The sequence below is a fragment of the Streptomyces sp. CWNU-52B genome (genome assembly GCF_047444975.1).
Classification (GTDB): Bacteria; Actinomycetota; Actinomycetes; order Streptomycetales; family Streptomycetaceae; genus Streptomyces.
This window is the reverse complement of record NZ_JBLFJV010000007.1, coordinates 23821-46276: the sequence shown is the minus strand read 5'-3', so window position 1 is coordinate 46276 and position 22456 is coordinate 23821. Positions and strand designations below refer to the sequence as shown.

Below are 22456 nucleotides of genomic sequence, written 5' to 3'. Positions count from 1 at the left end.
TTTCATGAACCGACCGGAGGACCTCCCCATGCCGATCCGCGTGATGCTCGTCGACGACCAGGCGCTGCTGCGCACCGGGTTCCGGATGGTGCTCGCCGCCCAGCCGGACATGGAGGTCGTGGCGGAGGCGGGCGACGGTGTGGAGGCCTTGCAGGAGCTGCGCGGGGCGGACGTCGACGTGGTCCTGATGGACGTCCGGATGCCGAAGCTGGACGGCGTCGAGACGACCCGCCGCATCTGCTCGGACCCGAACCCGCCGAAGGTGCTGATCCTGACGACCTTCGACCTCGACGAGTACGCGTTCTCGGGGCTCAAGGCGGGCGCCTCCGGTTTCATGCTCAAGGACGTGCCGCCCGGCGAGCTGCTCACCGCGATCCGCTCCGTGCACAGCGGCGACGCGGTGGTGGCGCCCTCGACGACCAGGCGCTTGCTCGACCGGTTCGCGCCGTTGCTGCCCAGCGCCGGCAAGGAGCCCCAGCGCAAGGAGCTGGAGCGGCTCACCGGCCGGGAGCGCGAGGTCATGATCCTGGTCGCGCAGGGCCTGTCGAACGGCGAGATCGCGGCCCGGCTCGTCCTCTCCGAGGCGACCGTCAAGACCCACGTGGGCCGCATCCTCACCAAGCTGGGCCTGCGCGACCGCGTCCAGGTCGTCGTCCTCGCGTACGAGACCGGTCTGGTACGGGCCGGAGGGCAGGGCTGACCGCAGGGCCGGGCTGAATCCGGGGGCCGACACCCGGAGGCGGGCCGGTGAGCGGGGAAGCCGGTGGGCGGGGGAGCCGGTGGGCGGGGGAGCCGGTCAGTGAGGAGTCGGTCAGTGAGGAGTCGGTCGGTGAGCCGGTCAGTCGGGGAGCCGTGCCACGAACTCCGTGACCGCGGCCCGTACGTCGTCCGCCGTCCACTCCAGACCGGGCGCGCCCACCGTGACCTCGGTGAACGCCAGAGCGGGCCCGCCCCGGTCCCAGACCTGCGGGAAGAGCGACACCCCCGTCTCCTCCGCCTGCAGCGTCCCGGCCTCGGTCAGGGCGTCGGCCTCGTACGGCAGCCACACCTGGAACTGGTGCGTGTGCGGCACCTCGGGGTGGACCCTCGCCCAGGGAAGCCCGGCCCCGGCGAACCCCTCACGCAGCGCCGCGGCGACCACGCGCGCGTGGGACACGTACTCCGGGAGCCGGGGCAGCTCCTTCTCCAGGCCGATCAGCGCGGACAGGACGGTGGGGAACTGCTGGAGGAGCTGCCCGCCGTACCGGTGGCGCCAGGCCTTCGCCTCGTCGACGAGCGTCCGCGGACCCGCGAGCACGGCGCCGCCGAATCCGCCCAGTGACTTGTAGAAGGACACGTAGACGCTGTCCGCGAGATCCGCGATCTCGGCCAGGGAGCGGCCGAAATGGGCGGTGCACTCCCACAGCCGGGCCCCGTCGACGTGCACCACGGCGTCACGCGCGCGTGCCGCGTCCGTGACGGCGACCAGCTCCTCCCAGGAGGGCAGCACGAAACCGGCCTCCCGCAGGGGCAGTTCGAGGAACAGCGTCCCGAAGGGCTCGTCCAGGTCGTGCACCTCGTCGGCGGAGGGCATCCGCGGCTCGTCCGTGGGACGGACGGTGCGCAGACCGCTGAGGGTGCTCAGGGCGTGCCGCTCGTGGACCTCCGGATGCGACAGGGCATGCATCGCCACCGTCGCGTTGCCCGTACGGCCCGCCCAGCAGCGCAGCGCCACCTGCTGGGCCATGGTGCCCGACGGGAAGAACGCGGCGGCCTCCTTGCCGAGCAGAGCGGCGACGCGCTCCTCCAGGGTCTCCACGATCCCGTCGCCGTACATGTCCACCGGCAGGTCCAGGTCGTACACGTCCGGCGCGGCGTCCGTCAGCCCGGTCAGCAGCTCACCGACCGTGAAGCGGAACCCGGGCTGCCACAACACCCGCCGTGCCCCGCGCACGGCGAGTCTGCGCCGCTCGCGCCGCTGTCCGGCCGTCCGGTCCGCGGATCGTGCGCTGTCGCTCATGCCTGCGTCGTCGTCTCGCTCATGCTCCGGATCATGCAGGACCCACGGCGGGCGGTCACCTGGGTTTCCGGCCGGGGCCTCTTCTCGACGGCCACCCCTTCTCGACGGAAGCTTCCTGCTTCTCGACGGAAGCCCCTTCCCTGAGGTCCGGCTTCTCGGGGGCGGCCGATTTCCCACAGCCTGTGGACAGAAGGCCCGTGGAGCGCGCGGAGCCTGTGGACGGGGAAACGGCCCTCGGGCCGATCGCGTTAGCATGACGAGAAATCGTCCGGTACCCGGAGCGGACTGGAACGGAAGGCCCCCGTCGAGTGAGTACATTCCCCCAGCCAGATCCCAAGGACCGCCCCGCGCGGCTCACCGTCGGTGTCGTCGGCGCCGGCCGCGTGGGCCCCGCCCTGGCCGCGTCGCTGCAGCTCGCCGGGCACCGCCCGGTGGCCGTGTCCGGGGTCTCCGACGCCTCCAGGCGCCGCGCCGCGCAGCTCTTGCCCGACGTGCCGCTGATGACACCCGAGCAGGTCCTGGAGCGGGCCGACCTGGTGCTCCTCACGGTCCCCGACGACGCCCTGCCGGGCCTGGTGGAGGGGCTCGTCGACACCGGCTCCGTCCGGCCGGGCCAGCTCCTCGTGCACACCTCGGGGCGGTACGGGTCGAGGGTCCTGGACCCCGCTCTGCGCGCCGGGGCACTGCCGCTCGCCCTGCACCCCGCGATGACCTTCAGCGGCACCCCGGTGGACGTCCAGCGGCTCGCCGGATGCTCCTTCGGGATCACCGCCCCCGACGAGCTGCGGCTGGCCGCCGAGGCCCTGGTCATCGAGATGGGCGGCGAGCCCGAGTGGATCGCCGAGGAGGCCAGGCCGCTCTACCACGCGGCCCTCGCGCTCGGCGCCAACCACCTGGTGACGCTGGTCGCCGAGTCCATGGACCTGCTGCGCGCGGCGGGTGTCGACGCCCCGGCCCGGATGCTGGGCCCGCTGCTCGGCGCGGCGCTGGACAACGCCCTCAGGTCGGGCGACGCGGCGCTCACAGGACCGGTGGCGCGCGGTGACGCGGGCACGGTCGCCGTGCACGTCGCCGAGTTGCGCAAGCACGCGCCGGGGACCGTCGCCGGCTATCTGGCGATGGCCCGCGCGACCGCCGACCGGGCCCTCGCCCACGGCCTGCTCAAGCCGGAACTCGCCGAGGACCTGCTGGGCGTACTCGCCAACGGCCCCGCGGTCTCCAGCGGGCCCGGCGGCCCCGGCCCCAGTGGTCCCGGCGGTCCCAGTGGTTCCGGTGATCCCGAAGGCCCCGGCGGATCCGAAGGGGATGCCCGATGACCACGGCCCTGGTGAGCACCGCCGCCGAGCTCCACGCGCGCGTCCGTACGGGACGGCGTGCCGTCGTCATGACGATGGGCGCCCTGCACGAGGGCCACGCGACCCTGATCCGTACCGCCAGGGAGACCGCGGGCGACGACGGCGAGGTCGTCGTGACGGTCTTCGTGAACCCCCTCCAGTTCGGCGCGGGCGAGGACCTCGACCGCTACCCGCGCACCCTGGACGCGGACCTCAAGATCGCCGAGCAGGCGGGCGCCGACGTCGTCCTCGCCCCGTCCGCGGACGAGGTCTACCCGGGCGGCGCACCCCAGGTCCGGATCAGCGCGGGACCCATGGGGGAGCACTGGGAGGGCGCGACACGGCCCGGACACTTCGACGGCATGCTCACCGTCGTCGCCAAGCTGCTGCACCTCACCAGGCCCGACGTGTCGCTGTTCGGGCAGAAGGACGCCCAGCAGATCGCCCTGGTCCGCCGCATGGTGCGCGACCTGAACTTCGGCGTGGAGATCGTCGGCGTCCCGACGGTGCGCGAACCGGACGGCCTCGCCCTGTCCAGCCGCAACCGCTATCTGTCGCCCACCGAGCGCCGTACCGCGCTCGCCCTCTCCCGGGCCCTGTTCGCGGGCGGCGACCGGCACGCCGCCCAGGAGGCCCTGTGCGCGCGGGCCCGTGAGGTGCCCGCCACACACGCGCGTGCCGAGGCCCTCGACGCCATGGGCGAGGCCCGCGCCGCCGCCGACACGCACGCCGTCGCCCAGGCGGCCCCCGGCGGCCCCGCCGCGGTCCGGGCCGCCGCCCGCCTGGTCCTCGACGACGCGACCCGGCTCAGCCCGCCGCTCGCCCTGGACTACCTGGCACTGGTCGATCCGTCCGACTTCACCGAGATCCCGGACGGCTACACCGGCGAGGCGGTCCTCGCCGTCGCCGCCCGGGTCGGGGCGACCCGGCTGATCGACAACATTCCTCTGACCTTCGGAGCCGCCTCGTGACCAGCACAGGCACCAGTACAGGCACCAGTACGGGCATACGCCTGCACGCGCCCGCACCCGGCTGGTCCCTCACCGCCGACGTCGTGGTCGTCGGCTCCGGAGTCGCCGGACTCACCACCGCCCTGCGCTGCGACGCCGCGGGGCTGCGGACCGTCGTCGTCACCAAGGCCCGCCTCGACGACGGCTCCACCCGCTGGGCCCAGGGCGGCATAGCCGCGGCCCTGGGAGAGGGCGACACCCCCGAGCAGCACCTCGACGACACCCTGGTGGCGGGCGCGGGCCTGTGCGACGAGGACGCCGTCCGCATCCTCGTCACCGAGGGACCCGACGCCGTACGGCGCCTCATCGAGACCGGCGCCCACTTCGACGAGTCCGAGGAGGGCGACCTGCAGCTGACCCGCGAGGGCGGCCACCACCGGCGCCGTATCGCCCACGCGGGCGGCGACGCGACCGGCGCGGAGATCTCCCGGGCCCTCGTCGAGGCGGTCCGCGCGCGTGGCCTGCGCACGGTCGAGAACGCGCTCGTCCTCGACCTCCTCACGGACGCCGGCGGACACACGGCCGGAGTGACCCTGCACGTCATGGGAGAGGGCCAGCACGACGGCGTCGGCGCCGTCCACGCGCCCGCCGTGGTCCTCGCGACCGGCGGCATGGGCCAGGTCTTCTCGGCGACCACCAACCCGCCGGTGTCCACCGGGGACGGCGTCGCCCTCGCGCTGCGGGCCGGCGCCGAGGTCAGCGACCTGGAGTTCGTGCAGTTCCACCCGACCGTGCTGTTCCTCGGCCCGGACGCCGAGGGCCAGCAGCCCCTGGTCTCCGAGGCGGTACGCGGTGAGGGCGCCCACCTCGTCGACGCGCAGGGCGAGCGGTTCATGGTGGGTCAGCACGAACTCGCCGAACTGGCGCCCCGGGACATCGTCGCCAAGGGCATCACGCGGCGCATGCAGGAGCAGGACGCCGAGCACATGTACCTGGACGCCCGGCACTTCGGCGCGCACATGTGGGAGCACCGCTTCCCGACGATCCTGGCCGCCTGCCGCGCCCACGGCATCGACCCGGTGACCGAGCCGATCCCGGTCGCCCCGGCCGCGCACTACGCCTCGGGCGGCGTCCGCACCGACTCCCGGGGCCGTACGACCGTCCCCGGCCTGTACGCGTGCGGCGAGGTCGCCTGCACCGGTGTGCACGGCGCGAACCGGCTCGCCTCGAACTCCCTCCTGGAGGGCCTCGTCTACGCGGAGCGCATCGCGGCGGACGTCGCGGCCCGCCACGAGAGTCGTCCCGACGGGGAAGACGTCCCCACGCGCGTGGCGTCGCCGGTCGATTCGGCCGAGCCGGTCGACCGGCCGGAGAAGCCCGCCCACCCGCTGCTCGCCGCCGAGGCGCGGTTCGCGATCCAGCGGATCATGACGGACGGCGCCGGTGTGCTGCGCTCGGCCGGCTCCCTGGAGACCGCGGCCGGCCGCCTCCAGTCGCTGCACGACCAGGCCCGCGACGCGCTCGACGAGAACGGCAAGACGGCCGAACCGGGCGTCGACACCTGGGAGTCGACCAACCTGCTGTGCGTGGCGCGCGTGCTGGTGGCCGCCGCCCTCCTCCGCGAGGAGACCCGCGGCTGCCACTGGCGCGAGGACCGGGGCGAACGGGACGACGACAACTGGCGGCGCCACATCGTCGTACGGCTCAATCCCGACCGGACGCTCGCCGCGCACACCACCGGGACCCCAGACTTCCCCCCGACACTCCCGCAGGCATCCGACCCCGTTCGAGCCGGTGGGACCCCCACGCCCTCCCCGCCCAGCCCCCAGGAGCAGTGACAGAAGTGAGCACCCCGGACCTTCCCCTCGTCGACGGCGGTGGCTGCGGCGCCGGCTGCGCCTGCGGAGCCGACGGCACGACCTCCTTCGAGGACGCGGACGACGCCGCGTACGCGGCGTACGCCGAGTGCGGCCTCGACCCCGCCCTCGCACAGCTCCTCTCCGACGCCGGGCTCGACCCCGTGGAGGTCGAGGACATCGCGCACCTGGCCATCGAGGAGGACCTCGACCACGGCGTGGACGTGACCACGGTCGCGACCATCCCCGAGGAGGCCGTCTCCACCGCCGACTTCACCGCCCGTGAGGCCGGCGTCGTGGCGGGCCTGCGGATCGCCGAGGCGGTCGTCTCCGTGGTCTGCACCGACGAGTTCGAGGTCGAGCGGCACGTCGAGGACGGCGACCGCGTCGAGGCCGGCCAGCGCCTCCTGAGCGTCACGACCCGCACCCGGGACCTGCTGACGGCCGAGCGCAGCGCGCTGAACCTCCTGTGCCGCCTCTCCGGCATCGCGACGGCCACGCGCGCGTGGGCGGACGTCCTGGAGGGCACCGGCGCGCGCGTGCGGGACACCCGCAAGACGACGCCGGGGCTGCGTTCCCTGGAGAAGTTCGCGGTCCGCAGCGGCGGCGGTGTCAACCACCGCATGTCGCTCTCGGACGCGGCCCTCGTCAAGGACAACCACGTCGTCGCGGCGGGCGGCGTCGCCCAGGCCTTCAAGGCCGTCCGGGAGACCTTCCCCGACCTGCCGATCGAGGTCGAGGTCGACACCCTGCACCAGCTGCGCGAGGTGGTGGACGCGGGCGCCGACCTGATCCTCCTGGACAACTTCACGCCCGGCGAGTGCGAGGAGGCGGTGGCCCTGGTGGCCGGGCGCGCGCTCCTGGAGGCCTCGGGCCGGCTCACCCTGGACACCGCCGCGGCGTACGCGAGGACGGGCGTCGACTTCCTCGCGGTGGGGGCCCTCACGCACTCCTCGCCCATCCTGGACATCGGCCTCGACCTGCGCGAGGCCGACGGCGCGCCCACGAGCGAGGCTGAGTAGGCATGCTGCTCACGATCGACGTCGGCAACACGCACACCGTTCTGGGGCTCTTCGACGGGGAGGACATCGTCGAGCACTGGCGCATCTCCACGGACGCGCGCCGCACCGCGGACGAACTGGCCGTGCTCCTCCAGGGCCTGATGGGCATGCACCCGCTGCTCGGCGACGAACTGGGCGACGGCATCGACGGCATCGCGATCTGCTCGACCGTCCCCTCGGTCCTGCACGAGCTGCGTGAGGTGACCCGCCGCTACTACGGCGACGTACCCGCCGTCCTCGTCGAGCCGGGCATCAAGACGGGCGTCCCGATCCTGATGGACAACCCCAAGGAGGTCGGCGCCGACCGCATCATCAACGCGGTCGCGGCGGTCGAGCTCTACGGCGGCCCCGCCATCGTCGTCGACTTCGGTACGGCGACGACCTTCGACGCGGTGTCCGCTCGCGGGGAGTACGCCGGTGGGGTCATCGCGCCCGGCATCGAGATCTCCGTCGAGGCGCTCGGCGTCCGCGGCGCCCAGCTCCGCAAGATCGAGATCGCCCGGCCCCGCACGGTCATCGGCAAGAACACCGTCGAGGCCATGCAGTCCGGCATCGTCTACGGCTTCGCGGGCCAGGTCGACGGCGTGGTCAACCGGATGGCCCGCGAACTGGCCGACGACCCGGACGACGTCACGGTCATCGCGACGGGCGGCCTGGCACCGATGGTGCTGGGCGAGGCATCGGTGATCGACGAACACGAGCCATGGCTGACCCTGATCGGCCTCCGCCTGGTCTACGAGAGAAACATCTCCCGCACATAGCCCCACAGGACAACACCCCGCACCCCACCCACCCAGGGGCGCGGGGACCAGCGCACTCAACGACAACGCACCCGCAGGCAACACGTATCCCCGCACCCCACGCACCCCAGGGGCGCGGGGACCGGCGCGCTCAGCGACAACGCACCCGCAGGCAACACGTATCCCCGCACCCCACGCACCCCAGGGGCGCGGGGAACGGCGCGCTCAGCGACAACGCACCCGCAGGAACCGCATACCTCTACCCCCACGCACCCCAGGGGCGCGGGGAACGGCGCGCTCAGCCACGACGCACCCGCAGGAACCGCATACCTCTACCCTCACGCACCCCAGGGGCGCGGGGAACTGCGCAACCGGACCAGCCCCATCGCACCCGCACACTAAAGCCACGCCACACGCCACCCGCTCTGTAGGTTTTGTCTGATTAGCGCGTATCGTCGCGAACATGCCCACGCCTTACGGATCCCGCGGCGGCATGGCGTTCGGCGCGGAGGAGCTGCGCGTGCTCCGCCGCGCCCTCGCTCTCGCCCTCCACCCCAGCCCCGCCCCCGCCCAGGCCCAGGACGTCCAGGACTGCCTCCGCCTCGCGGAGAGCGTCGACGAGGCGGCCCGCGAGGGCGTCCGGCTGCGCGCCTTCCTGCTGGCCGACCTCGCCCGCTACCGCGCCGCGCTGCCGGGCACGGCGGCCGGCTTCCTGACCCTCCTGGAGGAGGCCCTCGGTGCCGGCTACCACCCGGTCCCCGACGACCTCACCGCCCTGCGAGCCCTGCGCGGCAACCCCGTCGCCGCCGCCCTGCTCGACCGTTGCCACACGCTCGCGGAACAGGACGTGCGCATGCGACTCGCCCTCCACCCGGTCCCCGCCTCACGCACCCGCACCCGCGCCCGTACGACGCGCCTGACGGCCCTCCCCGGCGGCCTCGCCCCGGTCGCCCCGGCCACTCCGGTCACACCGGCCCCGGCGGCTACGGACGCGGCGGTCACCGCGACCGCCGTCACCGAGGAACCCGGCAGGGACCCCGTGGACAAGCCCGCCGGCGATCCCCCCTCCCGCCCCGCCCCGCGGTCCCCGCGCCGGGACCGCCCCATCCCCACCCCGGGCGAGGTCTTCCCGCCGAAGCGCAAACCGTCCGCGGCACCCGCGAGCCCCGCACGGCAGCTCGCCGCCGTGTAGCGCCGGTCCGCGACCCGCCCGGTCCGCGACCCCGGCCCCCGTCCACCCCGCCGCGCTGGCTACTCTGGACGGCATGGAATACGTCTCCGCGCTCGTGCCCCCGGTAGTGATGGCCGTGTTCTTCGTCGGTCTGATCATGACGATCGTGAAGACCCAGGGCGGCGCCAACAAGGCCAAGGAGGACGCGGCCGTCGACGCGGTCCTCGCCCGCGCCGAGCACACCCGCCAGACCCCCCGCGACACCGAGGCCTGAGCTCCGCACCGGACCCCGTCCGGACCCGGCCCGTAGCCACCTCCACGGCGTACGACTCATCAGCTTTTCGAGTCGTACGCCCTTTTTGTAGGTGTTTGTCACTCAAAGCCACGTCCAGCACGTGATCGGCCGCATCTCCCCCTATTGTTCTGAACTGTGCCTCGCCCATTGGGAGAACTCGAAGACTCGGTCATGACGAGGGTGTGGAAGTGGAACCGCCCGGTGACCGTACGAGAAGTCCTGGAAGACCTTCAGCAGGAGCGGTCCATCGCCTACACCACGGTGATGACGGTTCTGGACAATCTTCATCAGAAGGGCTGGGTGCGCCGTGAGGCGGAAGGCCGGGCCTATCGATATGAGGCGGTCTCCACCCGCGCCGCCTACGCCGCCGCGCTGATGAACGAGGCCTGGTCCCAGAGCGACAACCCGGCCGCCGCTCTCGTCGCCTTCTTCGGCATGATGTCCCCGGAAGAGCGCGAAGCGCTGCGCGATGCCGTGCGTATCGTCCAAGGGCCGGAAACGCCCGCCGCGCAGAACCCCGCCGCCGCCGAGGGCGAGACCGGGCGATAGCGTCCCGGACATGCCAGCAGAGCAGCCCGAAGTCAGTACTAATGCCCTCACCGTCCGCCGGGCCAGGACCAGCGATGTCCCGGCGGTTCGCAGCCTCCTTGACTCCTACGTCCGCGGCCGCATCCTGCTCGACAAAGCGACGGTCACGCTTTACGAGGACATCCAGGAGTTCTGGGTGGCGGAACGCGGCACCGGATCGAGTTCGGAGGTCGTGGGCTGCGGCGCTCTGCACGTCATGTGGGAAGACCTCGCGGAAGTCCGTACTCTCGCGGTGAACCCCGTGATGAAGGGCTCAGGCGTCGGCCATCAGTTGCTGGGGAAGTTGCTGGAGACGGCCCGCTGGCTCGGTGTTCGCCGGGTATTCTGCCTGACCTTCGAAGTGGACTTCTTCGCGAAGCACGGCTTCGTGGAGATCGGTGAGACGCCTGTTGACACCGATGTCTACGCCGAGCTGTTGCGTTCCTATGACGAGGGCGTGGCCGAGTTCCTGGGGCTCGAACGAGTGAAGCCGAACACCTTGGGCAACAGCCGGATGCTTCTGCATCTGTGATCGCCTCCGCGTAATACTCCGGACATACCTCCGGCACTGGCTCGTCGGCCCATGCCCAGGGGTCCTATGTCCGAAACGCGCACGTTTTCGGGCTTCTCGGGTCCGCCGGTCTCTCCCGAGGGTTTGTGTTTTCTCAGCAAAAGCGGTTTGCTTTCCGACGTACTGCAGTAGTGCATATAACAGGGGACACGAAACTGCGGCAGCCGCCGTGGACCCTCGGCCCTGAAGATATCGATGAAAGGAAATCCGGTGGCACAGAAGGTTCAGGTCCTTCTTGTCGATGACCTCGACGGCGGCGAAGCGGACGAGACCGTGACGTTCGCGTTGGACGGCAAGACGTACGAGATCGACCTCACGACTGCCAATGCGGACAAGCTCCGTGGACTTCTCGAGCCCTATGTCAAGGGTGGTCGTCGTACCGGAGGCCGTGCCTCGGGCGGCCGTGGAAAGGCGCGCGCGGCTTCGGGCGGCAGCCAGGACACCGCGCAGATCCGCGCCTGGGCGAAGGGCAACGGCTACGAGGTCAACGACCGCGGCCGCGTTCCGGCGTCCATTCGTGAGGCCTACGAGAAGGCCAACGGCTGAGCACAGCAGTGGCGCAGCCGGATGCGGTGGCACTCGTTCGCCATCGTCTCCACGAGTCGTACGAGATCGGGGGCGCCCCCACCGCCCCCGTCAAGGGCCGACAGCGTCGGCAGCGACGACTCCACCTCGCAGCCGAGCTCAGGGGGCCGCAGCCAGACGGCGGCCCCCTGCGAGGCGGTGGCAGGGGTGCTCACGGGGGCCGTGCCCTGCGGCCGGGCCCTTCTCCACGGGCCGGACCGCGTCCCCGCCCCCACTCTCGTCCCCGTTCCCGTTCCAGCCCGCAGCATCTCCCCCACCTCTGTTCCTGCGTCCGTACCCTCGTCGTCCACGACATCCGCGTCACCCGCGTCCCCCGTCAGGCGGACGTCACCGCGGCTCCCGCGGACCGGGCCCGGCGGCAGTGGCGCCTCGACGCGCCCGCCCGAGCCGGTCGCCCTCAGGTCCAGCGCCACAGAGCCCCACTCCAGCCAGTCGAGCAGCCCCGGCAGCTCCTCCGCGCTCCCCGCGGCGACGAACAGCCGCATCCGGTCCGCCCGCACGGCCACCGGAGAGCCCGGACCCAGGTGCCGCAGCGCCGCGTACCCCGCCTCCGCGGGCACCTCCAGGACGTCGAAGCGCAGCCCCGTCAGCAGGTGCACGGGGGTGCCGGGCACCGTCGCCCACCCCAGTTCGTTCTCGTACCAGTGCCGGATCGTGCCGTACCGAGTGCTGTACCGCGTGCCGTACGGAGTGACGTGTGGGCCGTGGGCGCCGGCCGGCCGGCGAGGGAAGGGGACTGTGGGGACCATGCAAGGCCAACCGCCAGAAGGGCGTTCGAGTTACGCTGGGTGGTCCGGCGTGCGCGAAGGGTGGCCGGGAAAGAGGGCGTCCGGGGGCGGCCGGCGACGCAAGGGTGTTCGCCCGTAGCGGAGGGAACCGGCGCGCTCGGCATGGAGTGTCCGTGCGTACGGGTAAGACATCCCTAGTGGGAGGGGCGACACGCATGGCTCGGGCATCTCACGTTCGCCATCGGCGTACAGATGGTGGGGGTATCTGTCTGGCCTGCGGGAACATCGTCTCGCACCATCAGGTTGGAGAGATGTCGGCGTTCGGAGTCAGAAGGCAGTGCTGGTTTCGGTCCGGTGTCGGCAGTTGGAATGAGCGGTCCCCGCTTGCGGGACTAAGCTGCGGAAGGACAGGGAGGGGAGCGTCCCCTTACTGCCTGACCGCTCTGAGGAGCGATTAACGATGTTCGAGAGGTTCACCGACCGCGCGCGGCGGGTTGTCGTCCTGGCTCAGGAAGAAGCCCGGATGCTCAACCACAACTACATCGGCACCGAGCACATCCTCCTGGGCCTGATCCATGAGGGTGAGGGTGTCGCCGCTAAGGCCCTGGAGAGCCTCGGGATTTCGCTCGAGGCGGTCCGCCAGCAGGTGGAGGAGATCATCGGGCAGGGCCAGCAGGCCCCGTCCGGGCACATCCCCTTCACCCCTCGTGCCAAGAAGGTCCTGGAGCTCTCGCTCCGCGAGGCCCTTCAGCTGGGTCACAACTACATCGGCACGGAGCACATCCTGCTCGGCCTGATCCGTGAGGGCGAGGGCGTCGCCGCCCAGGTCCTGGTCAAGCTGGGTGCCGATCTCAACCGGGTGCGGCAGCAGGTCATCCAGCTGCTCTCCGGCTACCAGGGCAAGGAGACCGCCGGCGCCAGTGGCGGTCCTGCCGAGGGCACGCCCTCGACGTCCCTGGTCCTCGACCAGTTCGGCCGGAACCTCACCCAGGCCGCTCGTGAGTCCAAGCTCGACCCGGTCATCGGGCGCGAGAAGGAGATCGAGCGGGTCATGCAGGTGCTGTCCCGCCGCACGAAGAACAACCCGGTCCTGATCGGTGAGCCCGGCGTCGGCAAGACCGCCGTCGTCGAGGGGCTCGCCCAGGCCATCGTCAAGGGCGAGGTGCCCGAGACCCTCAAGGACAAGCACCTCTACACCCTGGACCTCGGCGCGCTGGTCGCCGGCTCCCGCTACCGCGGTGACTTCGAGGAGCGGCTGAAGAAGGTCCTCAAGGAGATCCGCACCCGCGGCGACATCATCCTGTTCATCGACGAGCTGCACACGCTGGTCGGTGCGGGTGCCGCCGAGGGCGCCATCGACGCCGCGAGCATCCTGAAGCCGATGCTCGCCCGCGGTGAGCTGCAGACCATCGGTGCCACGACGCTCGACGAATACCGCAAGCACCTGGAGAAGGACGCCGCGCTCGAGCGCCGCTTCCAGCCCATCCAGGTCGCGGAGCCGTCGCTGCCGCACACCATCGAGATCCTCAAGGGCCTGCGCGACCGCTACGAGGCGCACCACCGCGTGTCCATCACGGACGAGGCCCTGGTGCAGGCGGCGACGCTCGCCGACCGGTACATCTCGGACCGCTTCCTGCCGGACAAGGCGATCGACCTGATCGACGAGGCCGGCTCCCGGATGCGTATCCGCCGGATGACCGCGCCGCCGGACCTGCGCGAGTTCGACGAGAAGATCGCCGGCGTGCGTCGCGACAAGGAGTCCGCGATCGACTCGCAGGACTTCGAGAAGGCCGCCTCGCTGCGCGACAAGGAGAAGCAGCTCCTGGCCGCCAAGGCCAAGCGCGAGAAGGAGTGGAAGGCCGGCGACATGGACGTCGTCGCGGAGGTCGACGGCGAGCTGATCGCCGAGGTCCTCGCGACCGCCACCGGCATCCCGGTCTTCAAGCTGACCGAGGAGGAGTCCTCGCGTCTGCTGCGCATGGAGGACGAGCTCCACAAGCGGGTCATCGGCCAGATCGACGCCGTCAAGGCGCTGTCGAAGGCGATCCGTCGTACGCGCGCCGGGCTCAAGGACCCGAAGCGTCCCGGCGGCTCGTTCATCTTCGCGGGCCCGTCCGGCGTCGGTAAGACGGAGCTGTCCAAGGCGCTCGCCGAGTTCCTCTTCGGCGACGAGGACGCACTGATCTCCCTCGACATGTCGGAGTTCAGCGAGAAGCACACGGTCTCGCGCCTCTTCGGCTCGCCCCCCGGCTACGTGGGGTACGAAGAGGGCGGTCAGCTCACCGAGAAGGTCCGCCGCAAGCCGTTCTCGGTGGTCCTGTTCGACGAGGTCGAGAAGGCCCACCCGGACATCTTCAACTCGCTGCTGCAGATCCTGGAGGACGGTCGTCTGACCGACTCCCAGGGCCGGGTCGTGGACTTCAAGAACACGGTCATCATCATGACGACCAACCTCGGCACCCGGGACATCTCCAAGGGCTTCAACCTGGGCTTCGCGGCCTCGGGCGACAAGAAGACCAACTACGAGCGCATGAAGAACAAGGTCTCGGACGAGCTCAAGCAGCACTTCCGGCCCGAGTTCCTCAACCGCGTCGACGACGTGGTCGTCTTCCCGCAGCTCACCCAGGACGACATCCTCACGATCGTCGACCTGATGATCGGCAAGGTCGACGAGCGCCTCAAGGACCGGGACATGGGCATCGAGCTCTCCCAGTCCGCCAAGGAGCTGCTGTCCAAGAAGGGTTACGACCCGGTGCTGGGTGCGCGTCCGCTGCGTCGCACCATCCAGCGCGAGATCGAGGACACGCTCTCGGAGAAGATCCTCTTCGGCGAGCTGCGCCCCGGTCACATCGTGGTCGTCGGCACCGAGGGCGAGGGTGAGACCAAGACCTTCACCTTCCGCGGCGAGGAGAAGTCCGCGCTGCCGGACGTCCCGCCGATCGAGCAGGCGGCCGGTGGGGCAGGCCCCAACCTGAGCAAGGAGGCGTGACCCTCGGGTCCGCCTGAGAACGACCGCTCTTTGAGCGGCTGATGGGGCCGGTGCTTTCGAGCACCGGCCCCATCAGCATGCTGGGACACCGGGGTTGGCGCCGAGTTGTCGCCGAGGTGCGGGATTACGGGACCGGCCCTTGGAGAACGGTGTCTCCGGGGCGCGTACGAATGTGACCGGGCCTTCGAATCCGGCGAATTCGTTGAACCGCGGGAACGTGACGCGCGGCAGAACGGGGCCCTCGGTCCAGGGAAGGCGTGTTCCGGTCGAGGCGCGGCTCCGTCAACTCCGGTGGCGACGCGACCTCTTCGCGGTCTTCCGGCCTTTCCAGGCCCCGCGCAAGGCTCGACGGCAGCCATTCCAGCGGAAGCCCGGCCGACGGGCCCAGATCCTCGACGTACGGACTGCCGCTGATTTCCGGATGCCTGAGCCGCCGGAGCGACGAAAGGGAATCCACAGGGCGCGGCGTCCGCGGATGTCCCGGCGAATGCGCCGTGCGGTACGGGTCTACGGGTCGTCCTCGGGAAGGCGGGCGACGACGGCGGCCGCGGTATCCGCCGAGGCGCGAAATGCGGTGGCCCCGTGGACCGGTTCGGCGGGAGGATCCGCGGTGTCCCGAACTGTCCCCGGAGGGAGCCGCGATGGATGCCGAACGACCTGAGGTCCGTACGGAGGCGGGGGTGGTGCGGGGCGAGGCGCTGCCGGGCACGGAAGGGGCGGCGGGTGCGGCGGTGTTCCGGGGTGTCCCCTTCGCCGAACCACCCGTCGGACCGCTGCGGTTCGGGGCACCGCGCCCCGTGCGGTCCTGGGACGGCGTACGGGACGCGACACGGTACGGGCCGCCGCCTCCGCAGTCCGCGGCGTTCGGCATGGACGCGCTGGCGCGGACGGGCGCCGGCGAGGACGACGGGAACTGGCTGACACTCAACGTCTGGACACCCGGTCCCGGTCCCGGTCCCGGTCCCGATTCCGATCCCGGTGCCGGGCTGCCGGTGATGGTGTGGCTGCACGGCGGCGCGTACGTCATCGGCATGTCCGGCCTGCCCGAGTACGACGGCGCCCGGCTGGCACGGGAGGGCGGTGTCGTCGTGGTGACGCTCAACTACCGGGTCGGGATCGAGGGGTTCGCGCTCATCGAGGGCGCCCCGGCCAACCGAGGACTCCTCGACCAGGTCGCCGCCCTCGCCTGGGTGCGGGACAACATCCGTGCCTTCGGCGGCGATCCGGACCGTGTCACGGTCTTCGGCCAGTCGGCGGGCGCGGGTTCGCTCGCCGCGCTGCTCGCGATGCCACGCGCGGCGGGGCTCTTCGGGCGGGCGATCGCGCAGAGCGTGCCCGGTACGTTCTTCTCGGCCGCGCTGGCCGCGGACATCGCAGGTGAGTTCGCGGCGGAGCTGGGGCTGCGGCCGACGGCGGCGGACCTGGGCACGGTGGCGCCGGAGCGGCTGCCCGCGGCGGGGGACGCCGTAGGGGCGCGGATGGGGCGCTACGAGCAGCGGTGGGGAGCGCTCGCGCACACCTCGATCCCGCTGGCACCCGTGGTGGACGGCGAGGTGCTGCCGGTCGCGCCCTGGGCGGCGCTCGCCGCCGGGGCGGCCCGGGGCGTCGAGCTGGTGGCGGGCCACACGCGGGACGAGTACCGGCTCTTCATGGCGCTCGACGGAACGCTGGGCGAGGTGACGGAGGACCGGGCGGCGCGGGCGCTGCGGACGTTCTCGCCCGATGGCGCAGAGGGCGCAGAGGGCGCAGATGGCGCGGACGGTGCCGGTGGCGCGGACGGTGCTGGTGGTGGCAAGGCGTACCGGGACGCCGTTCCCGGCCAGGACCCGGAGGGGCTGTACGAGCTGGTCCACTCCGACTGGCTGTTCCGTATGCCGTCACTGCATCTGGCCGAGGCCCAGATCGCGGGCGGCGGCCGCGTCCACTTCTACGAGCTCGCCTGGGAGGCGCCCGGCATGGGCGGGACGCTCGGGGCCTGCCACGGGCTGGACGTGCCGCTTGTCTTCGGGAACCTCGACGGCGGGCTGCCCGCGCTGCTGCTGGGCGAGGCGCCGCCGGCGGCGGCGGAGGAGCTGTCGGGGCTGTTCCGGTCCGCGTGGACCGGGTTCGCGGCGGGGGAGGGGCCGGGGTGGCCCGCGTACGACGTCGAGCGGCGGCTGGTGCGGCTCTTCGACGCGCGGTCGACCGTGACCGCGTACCCCGAGGCGGTGTCACGGGCGCTGTGGCGGGAGCACGTCTTCGGGGCGCTGCCGCTGGTCGGACCGGTGTGAGGCTGTAGCGCCGGTCACATCCGGCGACCCGTGGATCTTGGCCCCGGTGACATGAGGCACAGGCGTTTTCGCCCCTACTAGGAGGGATAGTGGGGAACGCCAGGTGGACAAAAAGGACCTTTGACCCTGGGGGTGGGACTGGAGTCCCCCGGGGCTGACGGCGGGGCCGGCGAGGTGGGGTCAGGGCGGGGGAGGGCCTGCCTGAAGTGGGAGTAAACGGGACTTCTTGTGAAAAACAGGAAGAATTCCGTGCTGGACGGCTGATGTGTCAAGGAGTCGGAAGTTACGTCCTCAAGTACGACTTGGGGTCGTAGATGGGGGTTTTGGGGGATGGTGGGGGTCCGGGTTACCAAGGGATGACTCCGCCCGGCGCATCGTCAGCGTGCCGGGTGGCCCGATGTCCGTCCCCCCGGAGGTAAGTCCCCATGTCGCAGCGCACCAAGTCCCGCATCCCCGGCACGTCCCAGCTCCGCGCCAGGGCGGCCTCCCTGGCCCTCGGCCTGGGAGTCACGGCCGCCGTCGGAGCCGGGGTCGCGGTCGCCGCCGACGATCAGTCGAGCCCCGTCGCCCTGCCCGGCGCGGCTGCTGTCTCCGTGCAGCAGCAGGCCGACGTCCAGGCCAAGGCCGCCCAGTCGAAGAGCAAGGAGGCCGCGAAGAAGACCGCGGCCGAGCCGACTGCGGCGAAGAAGGCCGCCTCCTGGGTCGATCCGGTCAAGAAGTACAAGCTTTCCGCGGGCTTCGCCCAGGCCGGCAAGCTGTGGTCGTCCACCCACTCGGGCCAGGACTTCGCCGTCTCCACCGGCACCCAGGTCGTCGCCGCCCACGGCGGCACCGTCGTGAAGACCGGCGGCAACGGCGCCGGCGACGGTCCCGCGTACGGCAACGCCGTCGTGATCAAGCACGGCAACGGTACGTACTCGCAGTACGCGCACCTGTCCCGCGTGGACGTGAAGCCCGGCCAGGTCGTCAAGACCGGCCAGGCGATCGCGCGGTCCGGCAACACCGGCAACTCCAGCGGGCCGCACCTGCACTTCGAGATCCGTACGTCGGCCAACTACGGCACGGCGGTCGACCCGGTGGCCTTCCTGCACTCCAAGGGCCTGAACCTCTGACCGCTACTGCTACTCGTGCGTGCCCGAGTGCGCTCGCGTGACCAGCTCGATGGCGACCTCCAGGACGGCTTTCCGCTTGTCCTCGGGGTCGCCTTCGACGTCCTTGAGGGCGAACATCCCGGCGTGCATGGTGAACAGGGCGCTCACGCACCGGACCTGGTCGGTCAGCGGGGCGTCCGGGTCCTTGATGATGTCCAGCATCTTGATCATGCGGCCCTTGAAGGACTCGCCGACGCTCAGCTCGCGGACCGTCGCCTGGTTCTCCTGCATGAAGCGGAAGAGGACGGCCGCGTCGTTGAGGGCCATGCTGTACCGGTGCAGCATCTCCTGCTTGGTGGCGAGGGTGTGCGGCTGGGCCTTGCCCCACTCGATCAGCTCGTCCATCGGCCTCGTCAGGTCCTCGAAGAGGCTGATGAGGATGTCTTCCTTGGTCTTGAAGTGGTAGTAGAGGGCCGCCTTCGTGACGTCCAGCCGTTCGGCGATCTCGCGCAGGGAGGTCTTCTCGTAGCCCTGCTCGGCGAAGAGCTCGACAGCCACGTCCTGGATGCGCTGGCGGGTGTCCCCGCGCCTCCGCTGCCTGCTGCTGCCGTCCATCGTGGCCGCCCTTCGTCCTGGTCGCACGCCCGTGGCATGGGCAAAGAAAAACTTACTTGACGCCCGGCTAGTTACGGGTCTACTTTCCCCAGTGTAGCCAACTTGCCGGTCGGCAAGTAAGTAGCAATGCGGGTACCACAGGGGAGTGGGCAGAGTGGCGGACACCAGGACGGCCAGGAAGGCCGAAACGGCCGAGCCGGCCGGGGCGGCTGGAACAGTGGATGCGGATGTGGATGTGGACGGGCCAGAGGCGCCCGCGGACGTCGTGGACGCCGTGGACGTCGCGGACGGGGGGAAGCAGCCCAGGAGCGTACGGGTCGTCCTGCTCGCGCTGATGATCGCGATGTTGCTCGCGATGCTCGACAACATGATCATCGGCACCGCGATGCCGACGATCGTGGGCGAGCTGGGCGGCCTCGAACACCTGTCGTGGGTCGTCACCGCCTACACGCTCGCGACCGCCGCCTCCACCCCGATCTGGGGCAAGCTCGGCGACATGTACGGGCGCAAGGGCGTCTTCATGACGTCGATCGTGCTCTTCCTGATCGGGTCGGCGCTGAGCGGAATGGCCCAGGACATGGGCCAGCTCATCGGGTTCCGCGCGGTCCAGGGCCTCGGTGCGGGTGGTCTGATGGTCGGCGTCATGGCGATCATCGGTGACCTGATCCCGCCGCGGGAGCGGGGCAAGTACCAGGGCATGATCGCCGGCGTGATGGCCCTCGCCATGATCGGCGGACCGCTGGTCGGCGGCACCATCACCGACCACTGGGGCTGGCGCTGGTCCTTCTACATCAACCTGCCGCTCGGTGCCATAGCGCTGATCGCCATCAGCGCCGTACTGCACCTGCCCAAGAAGCGGGTGGACGCGCGGATCGACTACCTGGGCGCCGGGCTGCTCACCGTGGGCATCACCTCGATCGTGCTCGTCACCACCTGGGGCGGGACCGAGTACGCCTGGGGCTCCGCCAGGATCATGGAGCTGATCGGGATCGGCGTCGCCGCGCTCATCGGCTTCCTGTTCGTGCAGACCAAGGCCGCCGCGCCGATCATGCCGCTGCACATCTTCCGCAGCCGCAACTTCACGCTGATGTCGCTCGTCGGCTTCGTCGCCGGGTTCGTGATGTTCGGCGCGGTGCTGTTCCTGCCGCTCTACCAGCAGTCCGTGCAGGGCGCGTCCGCGACCAACTCGGGTCTGCTGCTGCTGCCGATGCTCGGCGCGATGCTCGTGACCTCGATGGTCGCGGGACGGGTGACCACCAACACCGGGCGCTACAAGGCCTTCCCGATCGTGGGCAGTGCGCTGATGGTCGTCGGGCTGTACCTGCTGTCGCTGATGGACACCGACACGTCGCGGCTGACGTCCGGTGTGTACATGGCCGTGGTCGGTGCGGGCATGGGCTGTCTGATGCAGATCACGATGCTCGTCTCGCAGAACAGCGTCGAGATGAAGGACATGGGCGTCGCGTCGTCCAGCACCACGCTGTTCCGTACGCTCGGCTCGTCCTTCGGTGTCGCCATCATGGGGGCGCTGTTCAACCACCGCGTCCAGGACGTGATGACCGAGCGGGCCGGGGCGCTGGGGTCCAAGGTGACCGAGCAGTCGGCGCAGCTTGACGCGGCGAGTCTGGCGAAGTTGCCGGTGGCGGCGCGGGAGGCGTACCAGCACGCGGTGGCGTCCGGGACGCACTCCGCGTTCCTGCTGGGGGCGGTTGTCGCGGTGGTGGCGTTGGCTGGGGCGTTGTTCGTGAAGGAGGTTCCCCTGCGGGGGGCCTCCGGCGGTGGTGCTGGGGAGAAGCCGGCCGGGGATACGGCTGGGGACGCCGTGGGTGTGAAGTAGGCGGTTGCAGAGGCCGCCTGGGTCTGCCCGACCCTGGCCCCAGGGCCCCTGGTTTCGGACGGTGTCCGAGACTGGGGGCCTTTTTCGTCGGCTGTGCCCTTCGGGGGTGGGGCGGGGGCGGGATGCGGGATGCGGGGTGCGGGTGGGTGGGGGCTGGGTGCGCAGTTCCCCGCGCCCCTTGAAAGCGGGCCGTTTGTCGGGTGCGGGTCGGGTGTGGCTGGTCGCGCTGTTCCTCGCGCCCCTTGGAGGCGGGCCGTTTGTCGGGTGCGGGTTGTGTGTGGTTGAGCGCGCCGTTCCCCGCGCCCCTGAAAAGCGGGGCTGCGCCCCGGCTTTTCGGGGGCGGTAGCTCCCGGGGACGGGTGAGGCTGGTTGGTCAGGTTGGCATCATTGGGTAGCTGCCTGTGTTCGTGGGTGCGTGTTCCGGGAGCCACAGGACCGCCACCGCCCCCTCCGCCGGCGCGCCGGACGGCGCACCCGGCGCCCGTACGTTCCGGAACGTGAGCCGTGCCCCCAGCACCCGCGCCTGCCCCGCGGCGATCGTGAGGCCCAGCCCGTGCCCGTGCCCCGCACGGTCACTGCTCCCGGTGCGGAACCGGCTCGGCCCCTCCGCGAGCAGCGCGTCCGGGAAGCCGGGCCCGTGGTCGCGGACCCGGATGACCCGCCCCTCCACGGTGACCTCGATCGGCGGCTTGCCGTGCTTGGCGGCGTTGACCAGCAGATTGATGAGCACCCGCTCCAGCCGCCGCGGATCGGTGGTGACCGCCGACTCGTGCACCACCCGTACGACGCTCTCCGGGTCCCGCGCGATCACCCGCCGGCTCACGAACTCGCCCAGCACGATGTCCTGCAGCTCGGCCCGCTCGGACGCGCTGTCCAGCCGGGCCACCTCCAGCACGTCCTCGACCAGCTGACGCATGGCCTGCGCCCGGTCCCGTACGAGTTCCGTCGGACGCCCCGGCGGCAGCAGCTCGGCCGCGGTGAGCAGCCCGGTCACCGGCGTACGCAGCTCGTGCGCGATGTCGGCGGTCACCCGCCGCTCGGCCTCGATGCGCTGCTGCAACGCGTCGGCCATCGCGTCCACGGCCCGCGCCAGATCGTCCGTCTCGTCGCGCACGACCCCGCCGATGGAGTCCCGCACCCGCACGTCCGGCTCGCCCTGCGCGACCCGCCGGGCGGCCGTGGCCGCCTTGCGCAGCCGCCGTGACAACTGGCCGCCGATGAGCACGCCGAGCGCGCAGCCGCCGAAGACGACCGCGATCGAGCCGATGAGCAGCGCCTCGTCGAGGTCCTTGAGGACGGTCGTGCTGCGGTCGGTGAAGTTCGTGTGCAGCGACAGGATCCGGCCGTCCTTGAGCGGCACGGCGGCCCAGATGTCGGGCACGTCGTCGGAGTGCTCCGTGACATAGGTCGCCCGGCGCCCGGACTTGGCCTTCGCCAGCAGGTCCTTCGGCAGCTCGGGGTCGTCGATCTTGACGCCGGGGAAGTTCGGCCGCCCGGACGCCTCGTAGTTCCGCTGCGCGATCTGGACGCGTTCGTCCGACAGGTCGCGCGCGTTGTCGAGCATCGAGACCCTGGCGGCGTTGTGTACGACGAGGCTCAGCGCGACGGCCACCAGCGCTCCGACCGCGGCGATCGCGGCACTGAGCTTCCACCGGATCCCCGTACGCGGCATCAGATGCCCGAATCTCTCACGCGGCCCGGCCCTGCCCACCTCGTCGACCTGACCGACCTGACCCACCTCACCGGCCCGACGGTGTCCGTCTGCGTCCCGCATCGTCCGCTCCGCTCCGCCCGCCC

Annotated in this window: 19 protein-coding genes; 15 read left to right on the top strand and 4 right to left on the bottom strand. The window is 71.2% G+C overall.

All coding sequences use genetic code 11. The features are described from left to right. The first annotated feature begins 28 nt into the window (after positions 1–28). Positions 29–700: a response regulator gene (locus ACLVWQ_RS09700; protein ID WP_414107890.1), complete on the top strand. Its 672-nt coding sequence runs from the start codon at positions 29–31 to the stop codon at positions 698–700. Between the two features lie 138 nt (positions 701–838). Here ACLVWQ_RS09700 and ACLVWQ_RS09695 read toward each other — a convergent pair whose 3' ends face one another. Continuing rightward, entirely contained in the window at positions 839–1999 is a 1161-nt protein-coding gene (locus ACLVWQ_RS09695) for a threonine aldolase family protein (RefSeq protein ID WP_414107888.1), read from the bottom strand. Positions 2000–2307: 308 nt separating this feature from the next. On the opposite strand from ACLVWQ_RS09695, the gene ACLVWQ_RS09690 reads away from it, so the two are divergent. From ACLVWQ_RS09690 to ACLVWQ_RS09645, 10 genes are all read left to right on the top strand, one after another. After that, positions 2308–3315 carry a Rossmann-like and DUF2520 domain-containing protein gene (locus ACLVWQ_RS09690; protein ID WP_414107886.1) on the top strand — a complete coding sequence of 336 codons (1008 nt, stop codon included), beginning with the start codon at positions 2308–2310 and terminating at the stop codon, positions 3313–3315. Then, entirely contained in the window at positions 3312–4304 is a 993-nt protein-coding gene (gene panC, locus ACLVWQ_RS09685; protein ID WP_414107885.1) for a pantoate--beta-alanine ligase, read from the top strand. The genes ACLVWQ_RS09690 and panC overlap by 4 nt, the downstream gene beginning before the upstream one ends. Beyond that, positions 4301–6121, top strand: coding sequence for an L-aspartate oxidase (locus ACLVWQ_RS09680; protein WP_414107884.1), 1821 nt, complete (start codon positions 4301–4303; stop codon positions 6119–6121). The genes panC and ACLVWQ_RS09680 overlap by 4 nt, the downstream gene beginning before the upstream one ends. Before the next feature lie 5 nt (positions 6122–6126). Further along, complete coding sequence (gene nadC / locus ACLVWQ_RS09675; RefSeq protein WP_414107883.1) at positions 6127–7161, top strand: carboxylating nicotinate-nucleotide diphosphorylase; 1035 nt, start codon at positions 6127–6129, stop codon at positions 7159–7161. Between the two features lie 2 nt (positions 7162–7163). Further along, the gene (locus ACLVWQ_RS09670) at positions 7164–7961 is read left to right on the top strand and encodes a type III pantothenate kinase (protein WP_414107882.1); all 798 of its coding nucleotides are present in this window, start codon (positions 7164–7166) and stop codon (positions 7959–7961) included. 472 nt (positions 7962–8433) lie between these two features. Next, positions 8434–9132 (top strand): hypothetical protein, encoded by a 699-nt coding sequence (locus ACLVWQ_RS09665; protein ID WP_414108093.1) that lies wholly within the window; start codon positions 8434–8436, stop codon positions 9130–9132. 73 nt (positions 9133–9205) lie between these two features. Further along, on the top strand, positions 9206–9385 hold the full coding sequence (locus tag ACLVWQ_RS09660; protein ID WP_414107881.1) for a hypothetical protein: 180 nt from the start codon (positions 9206–9208) through the stop codon (positions 9383–9385). 156 nt (positions 9386–9541) lie between these two features. Next, positions 9542–9955, top strand: coding sequence for a BlaI/MecI/CopY family transcriptional regulator (locus tag ACLVWQ_RS09655; RefSeq protein WP_414107880.1), 414 nt, complete (start codon positions 9542–9544; stop codon positions 9953–9955). Positions 9956–9965: 10 nt separating this feature from the next. After that, positions 9966–10505 (top strand): amino-acid N-acetyltransferase, encoded by a 540-nt coding sequence (locus ACLVWQ_RS09650; RefSeq protein ID WP_414107879.1) that lies wholly within the window; start codon positions 9966–9968, stop codon positions 10503–10505. Between the two features lie 249 nt (positions 10506–10754). Next, positions 10755–11090 carry a histone-like nucleoid-structuring protein Lsr2 gene (locus ACLVWQ_RS09645; protein ID WP_414107878.1) on the top strand — a complete coding sequence of 112 codons (336 nt, stop codon included), beginning with the start codon at positions 10755–10757 and terminating at the stop codon, positions 11088–11090. On the opposite strand, the gene ACLVWQ_RS09640 is transcribed toward ACLVWQ_RS09645, so the two are convergent. Continuing rightward, the gene (locus ACLVWQ_RS09640; RefSeq protein WP_414107877.1) at positions 11069–11878 is read right to left on the bottom strand and encodes an SCO3374 family protein; all 810 of its coding nucleotides are present in this window, start codon (positions 11876–11878) and stop codon (positions 11069–11071) included. The genes ACLVWQ_RS09645 and ACLVWQ_RS09640 overlap by 22 nt on opposite strands. A gap of 439 nt (positions 11879–12317) precedes the next feature. Between ACLVWQ_RS09640 and ACLVWQ_RS09635 the strand changes: the two genes are divergently transcribed. The 3 genes from ACLVWQ_RS09635 to ACLVWQ_RS09625 all read left to right on the top strand — a co-directional run bounded on the left by ACLVWQ_RS09635 (position 12318) and on the right by ACLVWQ_RS09625 (position 18228). Continuing rightward, a complete protein-coding gene (locus tag ACLVWQ_RS09635) occupies positions 12318–14846 on the top strand; it encodes an ATP-dependent Clp protease ATP-binding subunit (protein WP_414107876.1) in 2529 nt (842 codons plus the stop codon). Between the two features lie 641 nt (positions 14847–15487). Then, positions 15488–17116 (top strand): carboxylesterase/lipase family protein, encoded by a 1629-nt coding sequence (locus ACLVWQ_RS09630; protein WP_414107874.1) that lies wholly within the window; start codon positions 15488–15490, stop codon positions 17114–17116. A 425-nt stretch (positions 17117–17541) separates the two neighbouring features. Continuing rightward, positions 17542–18228: a M23 family metallopeptidase gene (locus tag ACLVWQ_RS09625; protein WP_414107872.1), complete on the top strand. Its 687-nt coding sequence runs from the start codon at positions 17542–17544 to the stop codon at positions 18226–18228. A gap of 9 nt (positions 18229–18237) precedes the next feature. On the opposite strand, the gene ACLVWQ_RS09620 is transcribed toward ACLVWQ_RS09625, so the two are convergent. Continuing rightward, positions 18238–18822 (bottom strand): TetR/AcrR family transcriptional regulator, encoded by a 585-nt coding sequence (locus ACLVWQ_RS09620; protein WP_414107871.1) that lies wholly within the window; start codon positions 18820–18822, stop codon positions 18238–18240. 235 nt (positions 18823–19057) lie between these two features. On the opposite strand from ACLVWQ_RS09620, the gene ACLVWQ_RS09615 reads away from it, so the two are divergent. Next, positions 19058–20659: an MDR family MFS transporter gene (locus ACLVWQ_RS09615; RefSeq protein WP_414107869.1), complete on the top strand. Its 1602-nt coding sequence runs from the start codon at positions 19058–19060 to the stop codon at positions 20657–20659. A 373-nt stretch (positions 20660–21032) separates the two neighbouring features. Here ACLVWQ_RS09615 and cseC read toward each other — a convergent pair whose 3' ends face one another. After that, positions 21033–22433 (bottom strand): two-component system sensor histidine kinase CseC, encoded by a 1401-nt coding sequence (cseC, locus tag ACLVWQ_RS09610; protein WP_414107867.1) that lies wholly within the window; start codon positions 22431–22433, stop codon positions 21033–21035. Between the last annotated feature and the right edge of the window lie 23 nt (positions 22434–22456).

Coding starts and splice junctions, on each gene's coding strand:
- ACLVWQ_RS09700 (WP_414107890.1), top strand. CDS start 29: ATGCCGATCCGCGTGATGCTCGTCGACGACCAGGCGCTGCTGCGCACC.
- ACLVWQ_RS09695 (WP_414107888.1), bottom strand. CDS start 1,999: ATGAGCGACAGCGCACGATCCGCGGACCGGACGGCCGGACAGCGGCGC.
- panC (WP_414107885.1), top strand. CDS start 3,312: ATGACCACGGCCCTGGTGAGCACCGCCGCCGAGCTCCACGCGCGCGTC.
- ACLVWQ_RS09670 (WP_414107882.1), top strand. CDS start 7,164: ATGCTGCTCACGATCGACGTCGGCAACACGCACACCGTTCTGGGGCTC.
- ACLVWQ_RS09665 (WP_414108093.1), top strand. CDS start 8,434: ATGGCGTTCGGCGCGGAGGAGCTGCGCGTGCTCCGCCGCGCCCTCGCT.
- ACLVWQ_RS09660 (WP_414107881.1), top strand. CDS start 9,206: ATGGAATACGTCTCCGCGCTCGTGCCCCCGGTAGTGATGGCCGTGTTC.
- ACLVWQ_RS09650 (WP_414107879.1), top strand. CDS start 9,966: ATGCCAGCAGAGCAGCCCGAAGTCAGTACTAATGCCCTCACCGTCCGC.
- ACLVWQ_RS09640 (WP_414107877.1), bottom strand. CDS start 11,878: ATGGTCCCCACAGTCCCCTTCCCTCGCCGGCCGGCCGGCGCCCACGGC.
- ACLVWQ_RS09635 (WP_414107876.1), top strand. CDS start 12,318: ATGTTCGAGAGGTTCACCGACCGCGCGCGGCGGGTTGTCGTCCTGGCT.
- ACLVWQ_RS09630 (WP_414107874.1), top strand. CDS start 15,488: ATGGATGCCGAACGACCTGAGGTCCGTACGGAGGCGGGGGTGGTGCGG.
- ACLVWQ_RS09625 (WP_414107872.1), top strand. CDS start 17,542: ATGTCGCAGCGCACCAAGTCCCGCATCCCCGGCACGTCCCAGCTCCGC.
- ACLVWQ_RS09620 (WP_414107871.1), bottom strand. CDS start 18,822: ATGGACGGCAGCAGCAGGCAGCGGAGGCGCGGGGACACCCGCCAGCGC.
- cseC (WP_414107867.1), bottom strand. CDS start 22,433: ATGCGGGACGCAGACGGACACCGTCGGGCCGGTGAGGTGGGTCAGGTC.